The 21,014-nt window shown below is 68.7% G+C and carries 19 protein-coding genes; 8 read left to right on the top strand and 11 right to left on the bottom strand.

Features of this window, described 5'->3' with window-relative positions; genetic code table 11:
• Positions 1 to 109: 109 nt before the first annotated feature.
• From GTO19_RS06095 to GTO19_RS06105, 3 genes are all read right to left on the bottom strand, one after another.
• Entirely contained in the window at positions 110 to 2,122 is a 2,013-nt protein-coding gene (locus GTO19_RS06095) for a TRAP transporter large permease subunit (protein WP_291019181.1), read from the bottom strand.
• Entirely contained in the window at positions 2,122 to 2,742 is a 621-nt protein-coding gene (locus GTO19_RS06100) for a TRAP transporter small permease subunit (protein ID WP_291019182.1), read from the bottom strand. Before GTO19_RS06100 ends, GTO19_RS06095 begins: the two co-directional genes overlap by 1 nt.
• Before the next feature lie 64 nt (positions 2,743 to 2,806).
• Positions 2,807 to 3,925: a TRAP transporter substrate-binding protein gene (locus tag GTO19_RS06105; RefSeq protein WP_291019184.1), complete on the bottom strand. Its 1,119-nt coding sequence runs from the start codon at positions 3,923 to 3,925 to the stop codon at positions 2,807 to 2,809.
• A 502-nt stretch (positions 3,926 to 4,427) separates the two neighbouring features.
• On the opposite strand from GTO19_RS06105, the gene cqsA reads away from it, so the two are divergent.
• Positions 4,428 to 5,669, top strand: a complete 1,242-nt coding sequence (gene cqsA / locus GTO19_RS06110) for an alpha-hydroxyketone-type quorum-sensing autoinducer synthase (protein WP_291019186.1) — start codon at positions 4,428 to 4,430, stop codon at positions 5,667 to 5,669.
• Positions 5,670 to 5,706: 37 nt separating this feature from the next.
• Here cqsA and GTO19_RS06115 read toward each other — a convergent pair whose 3' ends face one another.
• Together GTO19_RS06115 and GTO19_RS06120 are read right to left on the bottom strand one after the other, a co-directional pair.
• A complete protein-coding gene (locus GTO19_RS06115; protein WP_291019188.1) occupies positions 5,707 to 6,693 on the bottom strand; it encodes a response regulator in 987 nt (328 codons plus the stop codon).
• Entirely contained in the window at positions 6,684 to 7,931 is a 1,248-nt protein-coding gene (locus GTO19_RS06120; RefSeq protein ID WP_291019190.1) for a sensor histidine kinase KdpD, read from the bottom strand. Before GTO19_RS06120 ends, GTO19_RS06115 begins: the two co-directional genes overlap by 10 nt.
• A gap of 183 nt (positions 7,932 to 8,114) precedes the next feature.
• Here GTO19_RS06120 and GTO19_RS06125 point away from each other — a divergent pair, with 183 nt between their 5' ends.
• Together GTO19_RS06125 and GTO19_RS06130 are read left to right on the top strand one after the other, a co-directional pair.
• Positions 8,115 to 8,783, top strand: a complete 669-nt coding sequence (locus GTO19_RS06125; protein ID WP_291019191.1) for a helix-turn-helix transcriptional regulator — start codon at positions 8,115 to 8,117, stop codon at positions 8,781 to 8,783.
• Positions 8,784 to 8,830: 47 nt separating this feature from the next.
• The gene (locus GTO19_RS06130) at positions 8,831 to 9,601 is read left to right on the top strand and encodes a type III pantothenate kinase (RefSeq protein WP_291019193.1); all 771 of its coding nucleotides are present in this window, start codon (positions 8,831 to 8,833) and stop codon (positions 9,599 to 9,601) included.
• Between the two features lie 3 nt (positions 9,602 to 9,604).
• On the opposite strand, the gene GTO19_RS06135 is transcribed toward GTO19_RS06130, so the two are convergent.
• The gene (locus GTO19_RS06135) at positions 9,605 to 11,098 is read right to left on the bottom strand and encodes a wax ester/triacylglycerol synthase family O-acyltransferase (RefSeq protein ID WP_291019195.1); all 1,494 of its coding nucleotides are present in this window, start codon (positions 11,096 to 11,098) and stop codon (positions 9,605 to 9,607) included.
• A gap of 99 nt (positions 11,099 to 11,197) precedes the next feature.
• Between GTO19_RS06135 and GTO19_RS06140 the strand changes: the two genes are divergently transcribed.
• Positions 11,198 to 11,452 carry an acyl-CoA-binding protein gene (locus tag GTO19_RS06140; RefSeq protein ID WP_291019197.1) on the top strand — a complete coding sequence of 85 codons (255 nt, stop codon included), beginning with the start codon at positions 11,198 to 11,200 and terminating at the stop codon, positions 11,450 to 11,452.
• Here GTO19_RS06140 and GTO19_RS06145 read toward each other — a convergent pair.
• Genes GTO19_RS06145 through GTO19_RS06155 form a run of 3 tightly spaced genes read right to left on the bottom strand, consistent with a single transcriptional unit; the run spans position 11,445 to position 14,922 of the window.
• Positions 11,445 to 11,780, bottom strand: a complete 336-nt coding sequence (locus GTO19_RS06145; protein WP_291019200.1) for a polyhydroxyalkanoic acid system family protein — start codon at positions 11,778 to 11,780, stop codon at positions 11,445 to 11,447. The two genes, GTO19_RS06140 and GTO19_RS06145, sit on opposite strands and share 8 nt — an antisense overlap.
• A 20-nt stretch (positions 11,781 to 11,800) precedes the next feature.
• Complete coding sequence (locus tag GTO19_RS06150) at positions 11,801 to 12,871, bottom strand: aminopeptidase (protein WP_291019202.1); 1,071 nt, start codon at positions 12,869 to 12,871, stop codon at positions 11,801 to 11,803.
• Positions 12,871 to 14,922: a molybdopterin oxidoreductase family protein gene (locus GTO19_RS06155; protein WP_291019205.1), complete on the bottom strand. Its 2,052-nt coding sequence runs from the start codon at positions 14,920 to 14,922 to the stop codon at positions 12,871 to 12,873. Before GTO19_RS06155 ends, GTO19_RS06150 begins: the two co-directional genes overlap by 1 nt.
• A gap of 146 nt (positions 14,923 to 15,068) precedes the next feature.
• Here GTO19_RS06155 and GTO19_RS06160 point away from each other — a divergent pair, with 146 nt between their 5' ends.
• The 4 genes from GTO19_RS06160 to GTO19_RS06175 all read left to right on the top strand — a co-directional run bounded on the left by GTO19_RS06160 (position 15,069) and on the right by GTO19_RS06175 (position 19,121).
• On the top strand, positions 15,069 to 16,217 hold the full coding sequence (locus tag GTO19_RS06160; protein ID WP_291019208.1) for an ABC transporter substrate-binding protein: 1,149 nt from the start codon (positions 15,069 to 15,071) through the stop codon (positions 16,215 to 16,217).
• A gap of 104 nt (positions 16,218 to 16,321) precedes the next feature.
• On the top strand, positions 16,322 to 17,542 hold the full coding sequence (locus tag GTO19_RS06165; protein WP_291019211.1) for a M20 aminoacylase family protein: 1,221 nt from the start codon (positions 16,322 to 16,324) through the stop codon (positions 17,540 to 17,542).
• Positions 17,539 to 18,636, top strand: a complete 1,098-nt coding sequence (locus GTO19_RS06170; RefSeq protein ID WP_291019214.1) for a M14 family metallopeptidase — start codon at positions 17,539 to 17,541, stop codon at positions 18,634 to 18,636. The genes GTO19_RS06165 and GTO19_RS06170 overlap by 4 nt, the downstream gene beginning before the upstream one ends.
• A 119-nt stretch (positions 18,637 to 18,755) precedes the next feature.
• Entirely contained in the window at positions 18,756 to 19,121 is a 366-nt protein-coding gene (locus tag GTO19_RS06175) for a hypothetical protein (protein ID WP_291019217.1), read from the top strand.
• Here the strand turns inward: GTO19_RS06175 and GTO19_RS06180 are convergent.
• Entirely contained in the window at positions 19,090 to 19,743 is a 654-nt protein-coding gene (locus GTO19_RS06180; RefSeq protein WP_291019220.1) for a TetR/AcrR family transcriptional regulator, read from the bottom strand. The two genes, GTO19_RS06175 and GTO19_RS06180, sit on opposite strands and share 32 nt — an antisense overlap.
• A gap of 13 nt (positions 19,744 to 19,756) precedes the next feature.
• Positions 19,757 to 20,980: a patatin-like phospholipase family protein gene (locus tag GTO19_RS06185; protein ID WP_291019222.1), complete on the bottom strand. Its 1,224-nt coding sequence runs from the start codon at positions 20,978 to 20,980 to the stop codon at positions 19,757 to 19,759.
• Positions 20,981 to 21,014: the final 34 nt, after the last annotated feature.

The raw sequence follows: 21,014 nt of genomic DNA on the forward strand, positions 1-21,014 counted from the left end.
CAGATACCCTGACCGGGCACCATTGAATTGACGTTAACGTAAACGTCAATGGTAGCGGCAAACCATGAAAAAGGGGCGCCGAAGCGCCCCCGTGCGGGATGAGCGGTGATCAGTTGTAGAGCACCGAAGGCAGCCACAGGCCGATCTCGGGGAAGAGGTACAGCAGCACGATGGCGATGATCTGGATGCCCATGAAGGGAATCATGCCGGCGAAGATCTGGTTCAGCGTCACGTGTTTCGGCGCCACGCCCTTCAGGTAGAACGCGCTCATGGCCACCGGTGGGCTCAGGAAGGCGGTCTGCAGGTTCAGCGCCACCAGCAGGCCGAAGAACAGCGGGTCGACGCCGAAGTTGTCCAGCAGCGGGATGAAGATCGGCATGAAGATCACGATGATCTCGGTCCACTCCAGCGGCCAGCCCAGGATGAAGATGATGATCTGCGACAGGATCAGGAACTCCGTCTTGGACAGGTTCATGCCCAGCACCCACTGCTCCACCAGCTCCTGGCCGCCCAGCAGCGCAAACGCGGCCGAGAAGATGGCCGAGCCCACGAAGAGCCAGCACACCATGGCGCTGGTCTTGGCCGTGAGGAACACGCTCTCCTTGACCACGCTGAAGGTGAGCTGGCGGTAGGCGGCGGCCAACAGGAAGCCGCCGAAGGCGCCAACGGCTGCCGCTTCGGTGGGTGTTGCCAGGCCGAAAACGATCGAGCCGAGCACGGCCAGGATGAGCACCATCAGCGGGAAGAAGCTGGACAGCAGCATCTTGAAGATTTCGACCCGCGCGTAGCTGAACAGTGCGTAGAACACCGCGAGCGCCAGTGCGCCCACGGCCACGCCGATCCAGTAGCCCGCGCCCGCGCCGCCCACGGCCGTGTCGGCATCCGTCGGGCCCTCGTCCGGGCTGGCGGGCGAGCCCGACGGCTCCGCGAGGCCACCCGCGGGCTCGGGCTCGGGTTCGCCCAGGGCCTCGGGCTGGTCCCCGGACGGCGGTTCGGCCAGGCCCGCGCCGCCCTCGTCGCCGGGGGGCTCGCTCAGGCCGCCCTCGGGCTCGGCCAGGCCCTGCGCCTCGCCCCCGGGGGGTTCGGCCAGACCTGTGCCCGCGTCCTGCGAGGGGCTGCCCAGGCCCAGGGGCACCAGCCCGGCCGGCACGTCGGCCGCCACTGGCTTGGCACTGGGGTAGCTGAGCACGGCGACGGCCACGAACAGCGCCGCCGGCAGCAGCACCACGCCGAGCTGGCGCAGCAGGTAGCCGGTGGATACGCCCTGGTTGTTGCGCCCCTTGAGCGCGGACAGCAGGCCGAGCAGCGCCGACTTGCCGGCGGTGGCGCCGATCTTCAGCAGCGGTTCGGGCAGCGGCACCTGCCGTTGCTCGGCCGTCAGGGGCGGGGCCCAGGCCGGCTTGAGCTTGGCCAGGATGATCACGTACACGATGTACAGACCCGCCAGCATGAGGCCGGGGAAGAAGGCGCCCGCGTACAGCTTGACCACCGAGACGCCGGCCGTGGCGCCATAGACGATGAGCAGCACCGAGGGCGGGATCAGGATGCCCAGGCAGCCGCCGGCGGTGATGGAACCCGCGGCCAGGCGCGTGTCGTAGCCGCCCTTGAGCATCTGCGGCAGCGCCAGCAGCCCCATGAGCGTGACCACCGCACCGACGATGCCGGTGGCCGTGGCGAACACCGCGCAGGTGACCAGCGTGGCCACTGCCAGCGAACCCGGCACGCGCGCGAGCGACAGGTGCAGGCTGCGAAACAGCTTCTCGATCAGGTTCGCGCGCTCGACCAGGTAGCCCATGAACACGAACAGCGGAATGGCGATCAGCACGTCGCTGGCCATCACCGAGAACGCGCGCTGCACCATCAGGTCCAGCGTCTGGGTGATCGCGCCACCGGCTGTCTGCTTGCCGGAGTGGTAGGCGAAGAAGGTGAAGATCATGCCCATTCCCATGAGCGTGAACGCGGTAGGGAAGCCCAGCATGATGGCGACCACCACCAGCGACAGCATGAGCAGGCCGTAGTGGCCGTTGGTCATCGTGTCGACGCTGATCACCATGCCGACCACGCCGGCCAGAATGATCCCCATCAGGATGAAGCCGAACCAGAGTTCCTTGCGGATCGTCATCACTGGCCGCCTTTCTGTTTGGCCAGGCTCTGGTCCAGCGCCTCGATGTCGGCGTCTTTCACGTGCACCATCTCCTTGAGTTTGTCGACGTCGACTTCCTCGACGTCCTCTTCCTTGCTGGGCCAGGCGCCCGTGCGGATGCAGATCACGCAGCGGATGATTTCGGCGATGCCCTGCAGCAGCAGGAAGGCGCCGGCAATGGGCACGAAGAACTTGAAGGGGTAGACCGGTAGCGGGTCGGCGTTGAAGGTCTGCTCGCGGATGGCCAGCGATTCGTTGGCGAAGGTCCAGCCCGCCCAGGTGAGCGCCACGATGCCGGGCAGGAAGAACAGGATGTAGAGCGTCAGGTCGATCCAGGCCTGCGTGCGCGGCTGGAAGAACCCGTAGAGCACGTCGCCGCGCACGTGACCGTTCTTGGCCAGGGTGTAGGCGCCCGCGGTCATGAAGAGCACGCCGTACAGCATGATCTGGGCGTCGAGCACCCAGGCGTGCGGGTCGTTGAGCACGTAGCGGGAGAACACCTCCCAGCTGATCAGCAGGGTCAGGGCCACCACCGTCCAGGCGCAGGCCTTGCCGAACCAGGTTGATATCGCGTCGACCGTCAAGAGAAGCTTTTGCATGAGGATTTCCGGGAAACAGAAAGGGCGCCCACAGGGGCGCCCTCTCCTGGGCTGTCAGCGGTGATCAGCTCTTCTTCGCGCCGCGGCCGAAGTAGTGGTTGTAGGCCATCTTGAAGTCGACGGTGTAGTCGTTCTGCCATTGGCCGGCGCGCGCGGCAAACGCCTTTTGCGAGTCGAGCACCTTCTTGAACAGCGGGTTCTCGCCCGCCTTCTTGGCGATGGTCGTGTCCCAGGCGGCCAGTTGCGCGCGCAGCACCGGGTCGGGCGTCTTGTAGAACTTGACGCCGGCCTTCTTGAGCTCGATGTAGTCCTCGCTGTTGCGGTGGATGGCCTTCCAGCTCATGTCGGCGCTGGCGGCCTGGACGGCGTAGTCGATGATGGCCTTGAGCTCGGCGTTGAGGCCCTTGTACTTCGCGCCGTTGAACAGGATCTCGAACTGTTCGCCGCTCTGGTGGAAGCTCTGCAGCATGCAGTTCTTGGCCACATCGGCGAAGCCCAGCACGCGATCGGACGAGGCGTTGTTGAACTCGGCCGCGTCGATCAGGCCACGGTCCAGGGCGGGCACGATCTCGCCGCCGGGCAGCGGGTTGACCGCCGTCCCCATGGCGGTGAAGACGTCCACTGCCAGGCCCACGGTGCGGAACTTCAGGCCCTTCATGTCTTCGACCTTGGCCACCGGCTTCTTGAACCAGCCCAGCGGCTGGCAAGGCATCGGGCCGTACAGGAAGGACTGCACGTCCATGTTCAGCGACTTGTAGATCTCTTCGACGAGGTCCTTGCCACCGCCGTAGTAGTGCCACGCCAGCACCATGTTCGGGTCCATGCCGAAGGCCGGGCCAGAGCCCCACAGCGCCAGGGCCGAGTTCTTGCCGTAGTGGTAGGCGATCACACCGTGTCCGCCGTCGAGCGTGCCCTTGGACACCGCTTCCAGCAGCTGGAAAGCCGGCACCACCGCGCCCGCGGGCAGCACCTCGATCTTGAGGCGGCCACCGGCCATGTCGTTGACTTTCTTGGCGAAGTCGTTGGCGTACTCGTGGAAGATGTCCTTGGCGGGCCAGGTGGACTGGAAGCGAAGCGTGGTGGTTTGCGCGGTGGCGACCATGGGCACGGCCATGGCGCCGGTGGCGACCGCAGCACCCTTGAGCACGCCGCGGCGGGACGTGACGGTTTTCTTCTCGGACATCGGTTTGTCTCCAGTGAGGGTTCAGGTGGAGCGGGGATCATCCTTCCGCGTGCATGCTTACCAAGACAGGGTTTTCACCGAGCGGGAGGGGTGGTGTCAGCTTCTCGTCCGCCTTCTCCTGACGGGAAAGATGAGGGGGAAGAGGGGCATGAATTTTTTTGAAAGCGAAGCTGAAATTCTTCAGGCTTTCATCATGCGAAGTGGGCGGCCTGCCGCGACCAAACAGGGCTAGCGGGGGCAGTCGAAGCGATGCCCCGATCTGGTGCTGCTGCAACGCAGCAGGGCCGGCGCGGCGCCTGGGGGCAGTAACGGGACGGAAAACCAGCCACAAAATGTTGCTCAGACGCTGAGCTCATCCGACCACTGGTCGGTTTTGCAGCCTCAAATATGAGTCGAAAGCGTCATACCCCCTGTCAATCCTGACAGGGTTTGTGCGATCCGTCACACATTCCTTTTTTCAATGGAGCCCTCGGGCCTTTTAAAGGCTTTCTAAAGGAACTCCATGACTACGTTGGGAATGCTCGAACTCGCGGCGCCGAAGGACCCGCCGCTCAACCCCGCCCTGCGCGCCCGCATCCAGCGCGACTTCGTGCCGCGCTGGGAAGGCCATTGGGGGGGCAAGTTCGTGCTGCACGGCAGCCAACCCGGTCCGAACGCGGTGCGCCTCGACGGCAACGACTACCTGAGCGTCACCGGACACCCCGACATCGTGTCGGCCCAGGTCGCCGCCCTGACCCGCAACACCGAGTTCGTGGTGCAGTCCGGGGTATTTGTACTGGCTCAGCACCCCTCGCGCGCGCTCGAACTGGAAATGGCCGGCTGGGTCGGCAAGGAAGACGCGCTGATCTGCCAGTCGGGCTACTCGGCCAACGTGGGCCTGCTGCAGGCCATCGCCAACGCCGACACCCCGGTCTACATCGACACCATGGCCCACACCTCGCTGTGGGAAGGCGCGCACGCGGCGCGCGCGCCGGCGTCCCCGTTCCGCCACAACGATCCCGACCACCTGGACCGCGTGCTGGCCAAGAAGGGGCCGGGCGTGGTGGTGGTGGACTCGGTCTACAGCACCACGGGGGCCATCTGCCCGCTGCGCGAGATGGTCGAGGTGGTGGAAAAGCACGGCGCCATGATCCTGGTGGACGAGTCGCACTCGCTGGGCACGCACGGCCCGCGCGGCGCCGGCCTGTGCGCCGAACTGGGCCTCACCGACCGCGTGCACTTCATCACCGCCAGCCTGGCCAAGGCCATGGCCGGGCGGGCAGGCTTCTTCACCATGCCGGCCAGCATGCGCTACTACATGCTGAGCTCCAGCTTCCCCAACATCTTCAGCTCCTGCCTGTTGCCGCACGAGGTGGCCGGTCTGCGCGCCACCGTGGGCGTGCTGCAGCGCGCCGACGCCCAGCGCGAGCGGCTGATGGCCATCACGCGCCGGCTGCGCGCGAGCATCAGCGACATGGGCTACCCCATCCACCAGGGCACCGAGCAGATCATTGCCCTGGAGGCCGGCACCGAGCCCGAGACCATGCGCCTGCGCGACGAGCTGGAGGCGCGCGGCGTGTTCGGCGCGATCTTCTGCGCGCCGGCCACCAGCCGCAACCGCGCCATGGTGCGTCTGACGCTGAGCGCCGCGCTGACCGAGGCCGAGATCGAGCACATCGAGGCCGTGCTGCGGGAGGTGGCGCCGATCGTGCAGCCCTGGGAGTGGCCGATCGCACGCCGCGCCCGCGCGGGCGCGGCCGACTGAAGCGCGCGGCCAGCCCCGGTGGCGCTCCCGCCGGGGATCAGCCGTCCTGCACCGTCCGGTGGTTCTCGGCCTGCAGGAAGTTGCGGTACGGGTAGATCGGCTGTTGCAGCTCGGAAGACTCGAGCTGGAAGGGCGCTGCCATGAGCAGGCCGTCCTCGCCGATGGCAATCGCCGGTGCGGTGCGCACCTTGCCGGGCAGGGCCAACTGCTGGTGCAGCTCCACTGCCGCCAGCCGCTGGCCGGACCGGATGGACTGCACCACGTCCATGCCCAGCGCGGCCGAGGCGGCAAGGTCGGCCAGGTCAGGCAGGCTGGAGGTGGGCTCCAGTTGCAGCCAGTGCACCTGGCCGGCCATGTCCAGCCCGATCAGGCCGAAGGGCTCGCCGATGACCACGTACTCCACCCAGTGGTGGTGGGTGTAGTCGCGCAGCCACTGCGCCACCGACGGGATCTGCAGCAGCGAGAGCTGGTTGGGCCGCAGCACGCCGCGCCACAGCGTGTTCAGCCGCGGGTGCGGCGCCTGGGCCAGGCGCCGCAGCACGCCCAGCAGGTGGCGCGTGATGTCGGTGGCCTGCTTGGGCACGAACTGGTCGATCAGGCCATTGTTGAACGCCTGTATGGCGATCTGCTCGTCGGCCTGGCCGGTGAGCAGCACGCGCGCACCCGGCCAGTCGAGCAGGGTGTTGAGCACGGTGAGCCCGTCGGTGCCGGGCATGGCGTAGTCGACCACGCAGACCTGGGCCAGGTGGTAGCGCTCGGGGCGGCTGGCCCAGTAGCGCAGCACCTGGGGAATGAGGGCCTGGCCCTGGCGCCAGCGGTCGACCATCTGCAGTTGCAGCGCGGCATCGGCTTCCCAGTGCGCGGGCTCGGACTGCATGCGCGTCAGGAAGGCAGACGGCCGGGCGTACAACTCCACCTGGGTCTGGGCCGGCACCACCATGCCGAGCATGTCGAGGTAGTCCGGGTCGTCGTCGAGGAACAGGACGCCCCCCGGCCGCTGGAATAGGGAAAGTGTCAGAGCCATTGGGATTGCGCGGTGGCGGCGGGCCGCACGGGCGCCGTGGTGGTCAGTGGCAGGTCGATCATGAAGACGGCGCCCAGCCCCGGTTCGGAGTGCACGCTGAGGCGGCCGTGCGCGCCCTCCACCACGTTCTTGCAGAACGTGAGGCCCAGTCCGTTGCCGGCACCGGCTTGCGAGGAATAGAAGGGCTCGAAGATGCGGCTCTGCAGTTCATGCGAGATGCCGATGCCATCGTCGGACACGGCGATGCGGCCCTTGCCGTGGTGGATGCCCACGTCGACCCGCAGGTCGCCGGGCTGCGGCGCGTGGCTGGCCGCGGCCAGGGCGTGCAGGGCGTTCTTGAGCAGGTTGATGACGACCTGCGCGAACAGCGAGCGCGAACCCATGAAGCAGAAATCCTGCTGCACCTGCACGCGCACGCAGTCGCGTTCACGCGAGCTGCGGTAGGGGTAGTTGGCCACCACCTCCTGCACCAGTTCGGCCGCCTGGATGGCGCTGTGCTCGCGCGGCAGCCGCAGCAGTTGGGCGTTGGAGATCTGGGTATCGATCTGGCGGTTCATGCTGCGCACCAGATTCTGCAGCCGCGTGGCCAGTTCCTCGAACTTCTTGCGCTTGGCGTCGCTCACGTCGTGCTGCGAGAGGTTGCGCAACACGTCGCCCATCAGGTTCACCGTGGCCAGGGGCGTGCGCAATTCGTGCGCCATCACGCCCATGGTCGAGAGGGTGTTGAGCAGCCGCGCGCGGCGCAGGTTGGCGCTGGAGATGCCCAGCATGAGGCCCATGGTCCAGGCGAAGGCGATCACCACCACGTTGGCCATGGGCTGGTCGGGACCGACCGGCGAGGCGCCCATGAGGTGCGCGGAGTACAGGCCGGCCGCCCCGCCCGAGAGCAAGCCCAGCGTGGCCAGCCGCCAGTCGGTGGCGTGGTAGTAGATGAGCACCATGGCTGCCACGCTGCCCAGCCAGGCCTGGTTGCCGCCGTTCATGGCGTACATCCAGCTGAAGAACCAGGGCAGCTGGATCCAGGTGGCCAGGCTGAAGAGGCGCCCGCTCATGGCGGAAGTCGGGTCGCGGCGCAGGCCCGGCATCAGGTAGAAGAGCGCCAGCAGGGCCATGATGAGGCGGGCGCCCAGGTTCTCGTAGGGCTGGGGCACGGCGTGCGCCCAGATCCAGTAGATCAGCAGGTGCCCACTGAACGTGAAGAAGCCGATCCACACCAGCCGGCGGGGCGATGGGTGCAAAATGGGCTCCAGCGGCGTGTGCACGACTTCGTCGAGCAACCACTGCCGCCACCTTGCCCACCCGCTTTTCCACTGCAACCGGTTCAGCCGCAATATGGTCTCCTGTCCTGACTGGACGCTAACGGATGTCATCGTCGACGCCCGAGTTGCGCGCATTCTGCAACCTTGTGAGCCAAGGCGCCCATGACACTCCCTGTCAACTTTGACAGTGTCGGTGTCGACAGCATCCTGGCCGATTGGCTCATGGCCTTGCGCGAACAGGGCGTCGAGGTCGTTCTGGTGCTCGGGCCGGACCCGCTGGGACCCAGTGAGCGCCGCGAGCTGCTGGCTGTCCACCCGCCCCGCATGCTGGCCCCCGCCGAGGCGCTGGCCGCCAGCACGGACTTCGGTGCGAGCTGGAGGGAGAGCGACGCGCCCCTGGTCGCCTGGCAGGATATCTCCAAGTCGGCCGCCGAGCACTCCAGCCGCTGGCGTCGGTTGTTTCTGGCCCACGGTCAGCAAAGCCTGGTGCGCGTGGCCTTCCCGCTGCCGGCCGGCCGGGCTTTCGAATGCTTCATGTTCAGCCCCCGCGCCTACGACAGCCGACTGGAGGCCGCCACGCTGGCCTGGTCGGTCTTCAATGTGTGGCCCATGCTCAAGCGCGCCCTGGCCGAGCAGCGCGTGAGCCTGAGCCCGCGCGAGCTCGAAAGCCTGAACCTTGCCTTCGAGGGCCTGACGGCGCGCGAGACCGCGCTGCGCATGGATTGCTCGGAGCGCACGGTGAACTACCACCTGGCCAATGCCATGTCCAAGTTGCAGACGGACAACAAGCTGGGGGCTGTGCAGCGGGCCTGCTGGCTGGGCTTGATCTGATCCATCCCCGCCGCGGGTGGGTCAAGCCGTTGTCATAATCGCGCCCCATGGCCTTTCTCGCCCTGGATGTCGGCAACACGCGCCTGAAGTGGGCGCTGTACGAAGAACCGCGTGTCGGTGCCCGGCTCATCACGCACGGTGCCCAGTTCCTCGAGAACATCGAAACCCTGGAAGAGGGCGACTGGAGCCAGCTGCCCACGCCGCGCTGGGTGCTGGGCTGCATCGTGGCCGGCGACGCGGTCAAGCGCCGCGTCGAGGAACAGTTGGAGATGTGGGATGTGACGCCCCAGTGGGTGGTGTCGGGCAACGCCGAGGCCGGTGTGATCAATGGTTATGACCACCCCGCGCGGCTGGGTTCCGACCGCTGGGTGGCCATGATCGGCGCCCGCCAGCGCCTGCTGTCGCACGGGCGGCCGCGGCCCTGCGTGGTGGTGATGGTGGGCACGGCCGTCACGGTCGAAGCCATCGACACCGAGGGCAAGTTCCTGGGCGGCCTCATCCTGCCGGGGCACGGCATCATGCTGCGGGCGCTCGAATCGGGCACCGCGGGCCTGCACGTGCCCACCGGCGAGGTGCGCGACTTCCCCACCAACACCAGTGACGCGCTCACCAGCGGCGGCACCTTCGCCATCGCGGGTGCGGTGCAACGCATGGTGGAGAACCTGCGCCAGCACTGCGGCGAAACGCCCGAGGTCTACATGACCGGGGGGGCGGGCTGGAAGATGGCGCCGTCCATGTCCACCGAAGTGGAGTTGGTCGAAAGCCTGATCTTCGACGGCCTGCTGCACATCGCCAGCAAGCGCCTGGCGATGGCCTGAGCACTAACCGGGCTCGGGTCCCCAGGGCAGCATCAGCGTCAGGGCGAGCAACTGCTCGAAGGCTGGCGTGAAGCCGTCGATGATGGCCTGCGGGTCGGGGCACAGCGCGGTGTCGGCGATCACGCCGAACTGCACGCCGCCGCCATAGCTCAGCACCGACACGCCCAGGCCCACGCTGCCGGTCTGCGGCACCCAGAACATGGTCTGCTCCAGCGTGCTGCCGCAGAACTGCAGCTTCTTGCCGGGCCCGGGCACATTGGTCATCACCGCCGTGGTCTTGCGACCGAACAGGCTGAGCAGGGCCTCCTGCGCGGGTTTGATGAGCAGGCCCGCCACCGACAGCAGCGCGAAGGCCAGCAGGGGTTGCAGGCTGCCCTTGAGCCCGCGCATGCGCGCACGGACGGCGTAGAGCCGCTCCACCGGGTTCGCCAGGCCAACAGGCAGCAGCAGCGGCACGAGGCCGAAGCGGTTGCCGAGCTTCCAGGCGTCCTCCAGCGGGCGCAGGTTGATCGGCACCATGGCGCGAATTTCCTTGCCGGCGGTGTCATCGCCGTGGCCGCGCAGGTACTGGCCGATGGCGCCGGCCACGCAGGACAGCAGCACGTCGTTGACCGAGGCGTCGAAGGCGCGGCCGATGGCCTTGACCGCATCCAGCGGGACCGGCTCGCACCAGGCCACGCGCTTCACGGCCCCGGGCGTGCCCTTGAGCCGCGTGGGCGAGTCGTCAGGCATGAGGGCCAGCGCGGCAGCGTCGCTGGCGAGCTGGGCTCCGATGCGGGCCAGGTCCACCGCCTGATCCACCGTGCCCGCCAGGGTCTGCTGCGGAGCGGCCATGAGCGAGAGCGACTTCGCCGCGCCGCCGCCCGCCACCTCCAGCGCGCGCGCGGTGATGTCGCCCAGCGGGCGGATGAGCGTGTCGGCCAGCCAGTCCTCGGCACCGTTGGCCGAGGCCTTGGCGCGTCGGGCGCGTGGCGCCGGGGCTTCGCCGCCGTCCACCAGACTCATCATCACGCTGATGAGGGCGATGCCGTCGGCGATGCAGTGGTGGATGCGCGCGATCAGCGCCGAGCCGCCGCCGTAACGCTCGATCAGCTCGAACTGCCACAGCGGGTGGCGGTGGTCCAGCGGCTGCACGGCGAGCTCGCCCACCCGGGCCTGCAGCGCCTCGCGTTCGCTCTGCCCGCGGCGACGGCGCAGGCGGTGGGTGGTGATGTGGCGGGCCAGATCGAAGTCCGGGTCGTCGATCCACGCCGCGCCGGCCGCGTCCTCGCGCGCGATCTGCCGGAAGCGCCGGTAGGGCAGCAAGCGTTCGCTCACGCGTTGGGCCAGTGCCTCGCGCGCCACGCCCGGCTGCAGCACCCAGACGCCCACGATCATCATGAGGTTGGCCGGCGAGTCCATGCGCAGCCAGGCGGTGTCGACCTTGCTCATGCGCTCGCCCTGGAGGCCGAGCGTGCTGCTCAGTGCCTGCGTGACGGCCGCGACGCGGTGGTCCATGGTGTCTCCTCGGGTGGGTTCTCTATTGTGGGCAGGCCACGCTCCGTAAGATACCGGGACAAACCGCCATCCCCGCGGTGTCCATCCTCAGGAGACCCCATGTCCGACCTCAAAGCCCGTTTCGAGACCGCCGTCGCCAATTCCAAGAAGCTCAGCGAGCGGCCCGACAACGCCACGCTGCTGAAGATCTACGGCCTGTACAAGCAGGCCACCGCGGGTGACAACACGGAGAAGAAACCCGGCTTCAGCGACATGGTGGGCCGCGCCAAGTGGGACGCGTGGAACGGCTTCAAGGGTGCTTCATCCGATGACGCGATGCAGCAGTACATCGACCTCATCGAATCCCTCAGCTGATCTTCTTCCTGGTGGCTGTCTTCTTTGCAGCGGGCTTCTTGCCCGCCAGCAGCGTGTCCAGGTTGCTCACGATCTCGGCCTCGATGCGTTCCTTGAAGGCGCCGAGCAGGAAACCGAGCTTCGCGTCGAGCACGAAGCGGTTCGCCGTCACCTGAAGGCAACCGCTGACGCCGGAGCGCGTGAACTCCACGGCGTCCTCGCGCGCGCCTTCCTCGTAGGTGCAGCTCATGTCGAACTCTTCCTCGGCCTGCTCGGCCCATTTCCAGGCGAGCTTGCGCGCGGCGGGAAGGCCCAGGGTGTGCTCGCGTTCGATGTGGATGTCGGCCATGGGGCGGTTTCTCCGGATGGTCAGCGCGTGATCGCCAGTGCCTGAAGGCGCTGGTGCCGTTCTTCCTTGGGCAGGGCGGCGAGGGTGCGCACCGCATCATAAAAGCGCGTGAAGTCGCGGCCCTCGCGCTCGAACAGGGCCTCGAAGCCCGGCACGAGCTGGTCGTAGGCGCCTTGCGCGCCCAGCAGAGCGTTGTTGGCGCGCGCCACCCAGGGGTCGTAGGCCGCGAAGCCACCCCAGAAGGCCTTGAGCGCCTCGTACTCGCGGCGGAAGTCGGCCATCACCTGTGCCTTGCGCACCCGCTTGGCGGCATCGTCCAGCGTGGCGTCGCCGTACACCACCTGCAGCCGCTCCCGCACCGAGGCCGTGAGCGCGCGAAAGGCGCGGCGGCGCTGGTCGAAGGCCTCGTACTCCACGCGCGCCGCCGGCGTGGACGCCTGCGCGAACCAGCGCTGCACGCCGATGCGCTCGACCGCCGTGGCGAAGGACTCGTTGAAACCGGTGTCGTCCTTCGCGTAGAGCACCTGGTGAGCGAGTTCGTGGAACAGCAGGCGCGCGAGCTCGCCTTCGGGGTAGCGGATGAAGGTGTTGAGCAGCGGGTCGCCACCGGCCCAGTTCATCCAGCCCAGGGTGGAGTAGGCGGGCACGGGGTAGACGCCCACCTCCAGTTCGTCGCCCAGGCTGGCGGCGAAGGCCCGCGCGTCGGCCTCGCGGTAGTAGCCGCGGTAGCCCACGCAGCCGGCCACCGGGAAGCACCAGGTCTGCAGGGTGAGCGACAGCGGCGGCGCAGCGACCACGTTGTAGACCGCCGCGTTGCGCTCCAGGTCGGCGTAGCGGTGGTAGCTGGCGTTGTCGGGCAGGGCCAGCTCGCTCACGGCGAAGGCGCGCAGCCGGCGCGCCAGCTCGAGCCGCTGCCGCAGCGCCGCTGGCGTGCCCTCGTCGGCCAGCCAGTCGTCCACGGGGCGCGCCCGCCACATCAGGTCGACGTGACCCGTGACCGACTGCCAGTAGTAGCCCGCGCCCTGCGTGCGCGCGCAACCAGTGGCCAGCGCCGTCGCCGCGAGCAGCAGCGCCAGGCCGGTAGCGCGCATCAGTGGCGGGCCTCCAGCGGCGCCACCTGCACGTGGCAGTCGTAGAAGGTGGGCGCGCGGCCCAGGTCGGTCAGGCGCTGGCTGGTCACCTCGTTGACGTTGGTGCCAAAGGGCCCGAGCTTGCGCCACCAGATGCCCAGGCCGTTGACCACTCCCGGGCGCGCGCGAGAGGAAACCTCGGCCACGCAGCGGTACTCGCCGCGCTGGTTGAACACGCGCACCATCTGGCCGGTGGCGATGCCGCGCGGCGCGGCGTCGTCGGCGTGGATCTCCAGCCGCGGCTGGCCCTCGATGTCGCGCAGGCTGGTGACGTTGACGAAGCTGCTGTTGAGGAAGTTGCGCGCGGGCGGCGAGATCATGGCCAGCGGAAAGTCGGGGTGCGTGCCGCCGGGCTCGGCGTTGGGCAGGTGGTCGGGCAACGGGTCCAGGCCCATGGCGGCCAGGCGCGCGCTGTGGAATTCGCAGCGGCCGGAGGGCGTGGGGAAGCCGCCCTCGGCGAAGGGCGCCTCGGGCACCGGCACCGTGGCCCAGCCCACGTCGAGCAGTTGCTGGAAGTCGATGTCATCGCCGAAGGCCGTGCGGCAGAGCGTGAGGTCGTCCTCGGCAAAGCAGGGCTCGTCGAAGCCCAGGCGCGCGGCCAGGGCGCGGAAGATGTCGGTGTTGCTGCGCGCCTGGCCTTGTGGGGCGATGGCGGGCCGGTTGAGCAGCACGTCGGTGTGGCCGTAGGCGGTGTGGATGTCCCAGTGTTCGTGCTGGGTGGTGGCCGGCAGCACGTAGTCGGCGTAGTCGGCGGTGTCGGTCTGGAAGTGCTCCAGCACCACGGTGAACAGGTCCTCTCGCGCGAAGCCCTTCACCACCTGGCTGGAGTCGGGCGCGATCGCCACCGGGTTGCTGTTGTAGACGACCAGCGCCTCCACCTTGGGCCCGAAGTCGGGTGAGGCCTCGCGCAGCAGGTCGTCGCCGATCGTCGTCATGTTGATGGTGCGCGGCGCGCGGCCGGCCAGCAGGTCGGGGCGCTGCATCTCGGCCTTGCGCACCGGGAACTGGCCGGAACTGGAGAGCAGCAGACCGCCGGCCCGGTGGCGCCACGCGCCCACCAGCGCCGGCAGGCAGGCCACGGCGCGCGCCGCGTTGCCGCCCCCGCGCACGCGCTGCATGCCGTAGTTCAGGCGGATCGCGGCCGGCTTCGTGGTGCCGTAGGCGCGTGCCAGGTCGACGATCTGCTGCTCGGGAATGCCGCAAACCTCGGCCGCACGGGCGGGCGGCCATTGCAGGGCGCGCTCGCGCAGGCCTTCCCACCCCAGGGTGTGGCGTTCGATGTAGTCGTGGTCCAGCCAGTCGTGCGCGATCAGCTCGTGCATCAGCGCCAGCGCCAGCGCCGCGTCGGTGCCGGGGCGGATGGCCAGGTGCTCGTGGCACTTCTCGGCGGTTTCGCTGCGCCGCGGGTCGATGCAGACCAGGCGCGCGCCCTCGCGCTTGGCCTGCTGGGCCAGCTTCCAGAAGTGCAGGTTGCTGGCGATGCTGTTGCTGCCCCAGATCAGGATCAGCTTCGCCTCGGCGAAGTGCTCCACCTTCATGCCCACCTTGCCGCCCAAGGTCTGCGTCAGGCCTTCGCTGCCGGCCGAGGCGCAGATGGTGCGGTCCAGGAAGGACGCGCCCAGGCGGTGAAAGAAGCGCGCGGCCATGCCCTCGCCCTGCACCAGGCCCATGGTGCCGGCGTAGCTGTAAGGCAGGATGGCCTGCGGGTCGCGCGCGGCAATGGCCTTCAGGCGCGCGGCGATGTCGTCCAGCGCCTCGTCCCACGACACGGGCTCGAAGCGCCCGCTGCCCTTGGGGCCGGCGCGGCGCAGCGGCTGCAGCAGGCGGTCGGGGTGGTGGGTGCGCTCGGCGTAGCGCGAGACCTTGGTGCACAAGACGCCATCGGTGTGGCGGTGCGCGGGGTTGCCCTGCACCCGCACGGCGCGGCCGTTTTCCACGGTGGTGAGCAGGGCGCAGGTGTCGGGGCAGTCGTGGGGACAGGCGCCGCGAACAACGGGTGATGCTTCGGTCATGACGGGTACCGGTGTGGCGGGGGGATCATAGGCCGCCGCGCTGGCCCCGCTCCGGGCGCCGCTTGGCGGATGCGCCAGCCCACATATGAACAGCTGTTTATACCCTTGCGGGGTATCAGCGCCCGGTCCACCACGAGGAAACCGCCATGAGACGTCGCCACCTGCTGACCGCCACCGGATCCGCGGCCGTTCTGCCCGCCCTGAGCCTGCTGCCCCGGCGGGCCGACGCCCAGGCCGGCCTGACCGACAGCGCCATCGTGCTCGGCCAGTCGGCTCCCTTCAGCGGGGCGGCCGAGCAGCTGGGTTTGCAGTTCCACCTGGGCGCCCAGCTCTTCTTCGAGCAACTCAACGCCAAGGGCGGCGTGCACGGCCGGCGCATCGAACTCAAGCGACTGGACGATGGCTACGAGCCCGATCGTTGCGTGGCCAACACGAAGCAGTTCATCGGCGAGGGCGTGTTCGCCCTGTTCGGCTACATCGGCACGCCCACCAGCGTGGTCGCCCTGCCACTGGCCACCGAGGCAAAGGTCCCGTTTTTCGCGCCCTTCACCGGCGCCGAGGCCTTGCGCAACCCGTTCAACCGCTACGCCATCCACGTGCGCGCCTCGTACTTCGACGAGACGGCCGCCATCGTGCGCCAGCTCACCCAGGTCGGCATCAAGCGCATCTCGGTCTTCTACCAGAACGACGCCTATGGCAAGGCCGGCCTGGAGGGTGTCACGCGCGCGCTCAAGGCGCTCAACATGGAGCCGGCTTCCACCGGCACGGTGGAGCGCAACACCGTGGACGTGGCCGAGTCGATCAAGTCCATCATGGCCGGCCGGCCCGAGGCCATCGTGCAGATCAGCGCCTACAAGTCCTGTGCCGCCTTCATCCGTGAAGCGCGCAAGGCCGGTTTCGCCGGCAACCTCTACAACGTGTCCTTCGTGGGCACGCAGGCCCTGCTCGACGAACTCGGCAAGGACGCGCGCGGCGTGGCGGTGAGCCAGGTGATGCCCTTCCCCTACAGCCCGGCGACGGCGCTGTCGGGCGAGTACCTGGCCGCGGTGCGCGCCAAGCAGGGCCGCGCGCCCAACTACTCGGGCATCGAGGGCTACGTGGCCGCCAAGGTGTTCAGCGAAGCGCTCAACCGCGCCGGCCGCAGCGTCAACCGGGAAGGCTTCATCACCGCCATCCAGGGCATGAAGGGCCTGGACCTGGGCGGCTTTCCGGTGGACTTCGGGCCGAACAAGCACACCGGCTCCCGGTTCGTCGAGCTCACTCTGCTGACCGAAGACGGGCGCATCCGGCGCTGATCGGCCCGCGTCGGGGCCTTGCCCGACGTCCGCGCGGGGCTGTCGCGCCCGGCGCGCGCGGCCCGGTCTGATACCGATACCATGCCCGGTTTCGGAGACCGGTCATGAAACTCATCGATTCCATCGTCACCCAGGCCGCGGGCATCGCGGCCGTGCGGCGCGAGATCCACGCGCACCCCGAACTCTGCTTCGAGGAGGTGCGCACCGCCGACCTGGTGGCCGCCAAGCTCACCGAATGGGGCATTCCCGTGCGGCGCGGCATGGGCACCACCGGCGTGGTCGGCATCGTGCACGGGCGCGACGGCGGCGCCAGCGGACGCGCCATCGGCCTGCGCGCCGACATGGACGCCCTGCCCATGCAGGAGCACAACCACTTTGCGCACGCCAGCCAGCACGCCGGGAAGATGCACGCCTGCGGCCACGACGGCCACACCGCCATGCTGCTGGGCGCGGCCCAGCACCTCGCCGAGCACCGCAACTTCGACGGCACCGTCTACCTGATCTTCCAGCCGGCCGAAGAGGGCGGTGGCGGCGCGCGCGAGATGATCAAGGACGGCCTGTTCACCGAATTCCCCGTCGAGGCGGTGTTCGGCATGCACAACTGGCCCGGCCTGCCCGCCGGCAACTTCGCAGCCAGCGCCGGCCCGGTCATGGCCTCCAGCAACGACTTCACCATCACCATCCGCGGCAAGGGCGCGCACGCGGCCATGCCGCACAACGGCATCGACCCGGTGCCGGTGGCCTGCCAGATGGTCATGGGCTTCCAGACCATCATCTCGCGCAACAAGAAGCCGGTGGACGCGGGCGTCATCTCCGTCACCATGATCCACACCGGCGAGGCCAACAACGTGGTGCCCGACAGCGCAGAACTGCGCGGCACCGTGCGCACCTTCACCTACGAGGTGCTCGACCTGATCGAGCGTCGCATGAAGGAAATCGCCGATCACCTGTGCGCGGCCTACGGCACCACCTGCGAGTTCCAGTTCAACCGCAACTACCCGCCCACCGTGAACCACCCGGTGGAGACCGCCTTCGCGCGCGAGGTGCTGGCCGACATCGTGGGGCCCGAGCGCGTGCTCGCCCAGGAGCCCACGATGGGCGCGGAAGACTTCGCCTACATGCTGCAGGCCCGGCCCGGCTGCTACGTGTTCATCGCCAACGGTGACGGCACCCACCGCGAGATGGGCCACGGAGAAGGCCCCTGCATGCTGCACAACCCGAGTTACGACTTCAACGACGACCTCATTCCACTGGGCGCCACCTATTGGGTGCGCCTGGCCGAGAAATGGCTGGCCCGGCCGCGCGCCACCGGGGGTGCGGCGTGATCGACATCCGCGACGCTTTCTCCCCTTCCTACGCCCGGGCCCGCATCAAGTTCCTCGAAGCCGCCGCCGCGGCGGGCATGGCCATTCGCAGCCACGAGCACCCGCTCAAGGGCCGCGAAGGCGAAACCCTGGCCATGGACACGGCGCTCGACGGTTCGCCGGATGCGCAGAACCTGTTGATCGTGAGCAGCGCCTGCCACGGCGTCGAAGGCTTCTGCGGGTCGGGCGTGCAGGTGTATGCCGCGCACGACGCCGAGTGGCGCGCCAAGGCCCGGGACGCGGGCGTGGCGGTGCTCTACATCCACGCGCTCAACCCGCACGGCTTCTCGTGGCTGCGCCGGGTGACGCACGAGAACGTGGACCTCAACCGCAACTTCCAGGACTTCTCGAAACCCCTGCCGGTGAACGAGGCCTATGCGGAACTGCACCACCTGCTGCTGCCCGAGACGTGGCCGCCCACAGCCGGGAACGAGGCGGCGGTGCAGGCCTGGATCGCCGAGCATGGCATGACCGCCTTCCAGGCCGCCATCACCATCGGCCAGCACCGCTTCGCCGACGGCCTGTTTTTCGGCGGCACCGTGCCCACCTGGAACAACGCCACCGTGCGCCAGGTGCTGCGCGAGCAGGCCGGCCACGCGCGCCGCGTGGCGTGGATCGACCTGCACACCGGCCTGGGCCCCAGCGGCCTGGGCGAGCGCATCTTCGCCTGCCGCGACGACGCGGCCGCCTTCCAGCGGGCCAAGGCCTGGTGGGGCGGCGACGGCGCCACACCCATCACCTCCATCTACGACGGCTCGTCCACCTCCGCCAGGCTCACCGGCATGATGTGGGCCGCCGTGTACGCGGAGTGCCCGCAGGCCGAGTACACCGGCATCGCGCTGGAGTACGGCACCGTGCCGATCGCCGAGGTGATCGGCTCGCTGCGCGGCGACCACTGGCTGCACCAGCACCCTGACGCGCCCGCCGAATTGCAGGCCGCCATCAAGCAGCGCGTGAAGGACGCGTTCTATACCGACACCGACACCTGGCGCGGGCAGATCGTGAGCCAGGCGCGCCAGGCACTGTTCCAGGCCGTGGACGGCCTGGCGGGGTGAGCGTGCGCCCCGTTTGTGATCGATGCGTGATTCCGTTCGGGTCCTGAATCCGTTCCCGGCGCTCCCGGCGTTCAATGGCAGGCGGCGTACTTCGCTGGCCAACCACCTCAGGAGGAATCATGAACATCGAGTGGGATCCGTACTACGAGTTGCCTCTGCCCCGACGGGAATTGCCGCTGACCTGGGCATTCGACGATCTGGCGGAGGAACTCGACCGTTTGCGGGTCGGCGTCGATGTGAAGATGCTGGGCGTGCCCGATGCCTTTCCGCGGGGCGGCTGGTGCATCCACTACGAGGGGGATGTGTGGTTGGTGTATTACGCCGAGCGCGGGCGCCGGCTGCGCCCCTCGGTGTTCACCAGCCCGTTCGACGCGGCGAATTACTTTCTGTGGCTGCACATCGGCAGCATGAAGCCGGCCATCCGCAGCGCGGCGCGCTTCCTGGGGATGCCGTTCACCGCTGGTATGCCGATGACAGCGCCATGAGGTGCTGCCGTTGCGCCGGCTCCAGGTAGGGCGCCAGTTGGTGCAGCACGTGCTGCGCGCCACGCAGCAGCGCAGCCTGTGCGTGGTCCGGCTCCAGCGCGTGGCGCGGATCGCGCACGTATTCAAAGCTCAGCCAGTAGGTCAACAGCACCACCATGCTGTCCGCCGTGGGCTCCAGTTCGCGGCTGTCGATCTGGATCGCGCCCGAGCGGCCCAGGCCGCCCAGCAGGCCGCGCACGGCGCGTGACTTGGCCGCCAGCAAACCCTGAAAGCGCGTCTCCAGCAGGCGGTTCTTCGACAGCAGGTCGTTGAGGTCGCGGTAGAGAAAGCGGTACTCCCAGATGCGCTCGAACAGCGAGTGCAGGAAGAACCAGGCATCTTCCACGTGGCGCACACCCTCGGCTGCGCCCAACAGCTCGCCCAGTGACCGCTCATAACGCTCGAACAGCGAGTTGATGAGCTCGTCCTTGGCCGGGTAGTGGTAGTACAGGTTGCCCGGGCTGATGCCCAGCTCGGCCGAGATCAGCGTGGTGGAGACGTTGGGTTCGCCGAAGCGGTTGAACAGCGCCAGCGTGGTCTCGAGGATGCGCTCGGCCGTGCGGCGGGGGGCTTTCTTGGGCATGCGCGCGTTGTCCTCACCGAGACGGGGCAGCGGTCGGCAGACGGCGCTGCAGTTCGTCGAGCACGCGGTGCAGGCGCATGGCCGCGGCGCTGTCGGCGGGTTGCCAGCGCGTGTCGATCAGGCGCCGCGCCGGATCGGCCAGCAGGGCGTGGTTGATGCGGATGCCGTGGCGCGCCAGCTGCGGTTCCAGGCGCCCGGCGCGCAGCTTGAGCAAGGCGCGCGTGCGCTGGTAGGCGTGCTCGGCCATTTCGCGGCGCTGGCGGTAGCTGAAGGTGTTGGCGAAAAACAGCTCGGCGTCGCGCTGGTCGGGCTCGATCAGCACGATGTCGGTGTCCGGGTAGGTGCGCTCGTAGCGTTCGAAGGCCAGCACGAGGCGCGAGTGGATCATCGACCGGAACGTCTGGCTCATGACCACCGGCAGGCCGCCTTCCACCAGCGCGGGGATGCGGCCTTCGTGCGTCGCGTCCGGGGTGGCGTGATAGGGCACCAGGGGATTGATGCAGAGCACCAGGTCCACGCCTGCCTCCAGCGCCACCGAGGCGTGCATCGTCTTGAGCAGCGCGCCGTCGACGTAGTGGCGGCCATCGATCTCGACCGGCGGGAACAGGCCGGGCAGGGCGGCGCTGGCCTGGATGGCGAGCGAGATCGGCACGTGGTCCCAACCCGGCTGGCCGAAGGGGGCGGCCTCGCCGGAGTCCAGGTCGGTGGCGACCAGGGTGAGGCGCGACCGCAGGTCGCCAAAGCGGTTGCTGCGCCCTGGCAGGCTGAACAGGCGGGCGATTTCGCGGTGGATGGTTTCGTTGTCCAGCACGCCGGCCGGCAGCGCGGCCCCCAGCCGCTCGGCCGCCTGGCTCAAGGCCTTGCCTTGAACCAGCCACAACCAGGCGGCCTCGCCGGCCAGCCGCGGCAGCGTTCGCAGGCGCCGCGCGAACTCGCCCCAGGCGGGTTGCATCAGCCAGGCGGGGTCGAAGCCATCGAGCCGGGGGCGGTCCTCGATGAAGGTTTCGCACAACTCACGCGGGCTGATGCCGTTGGCCAGCGCGGCAGCGATGAAGCCGCCCGCCGACACGCCCACGTAGTGGTCGCAGGCATTGAGGTCCAGACCATCCAGCGCGTCATCGAGCGCGCACAGGGCGCCGATCTCGTGGATGGCGCCCAGCGGGCCACCACCGGCGAGGGCCAGCGCGATGCGCGGCGCGCGCTGGGTGGTGGCGGTGCGTGGGCGGGTGCGGCTCATTCGATCGAGTGTAGGGCGCGGCCCTGCTCAGCGC

The sequence above is a fragment of the Hydrogenophaga sp. genome (assembly GCF_011772445.1).
In the GTDB taxonomy this organism is placed as follows: Bacteria; Pseudomonadota; Gammaproteobacteria; order Burkholderiales; family Burkholderiaceae_C; genus Hydrogenophaga.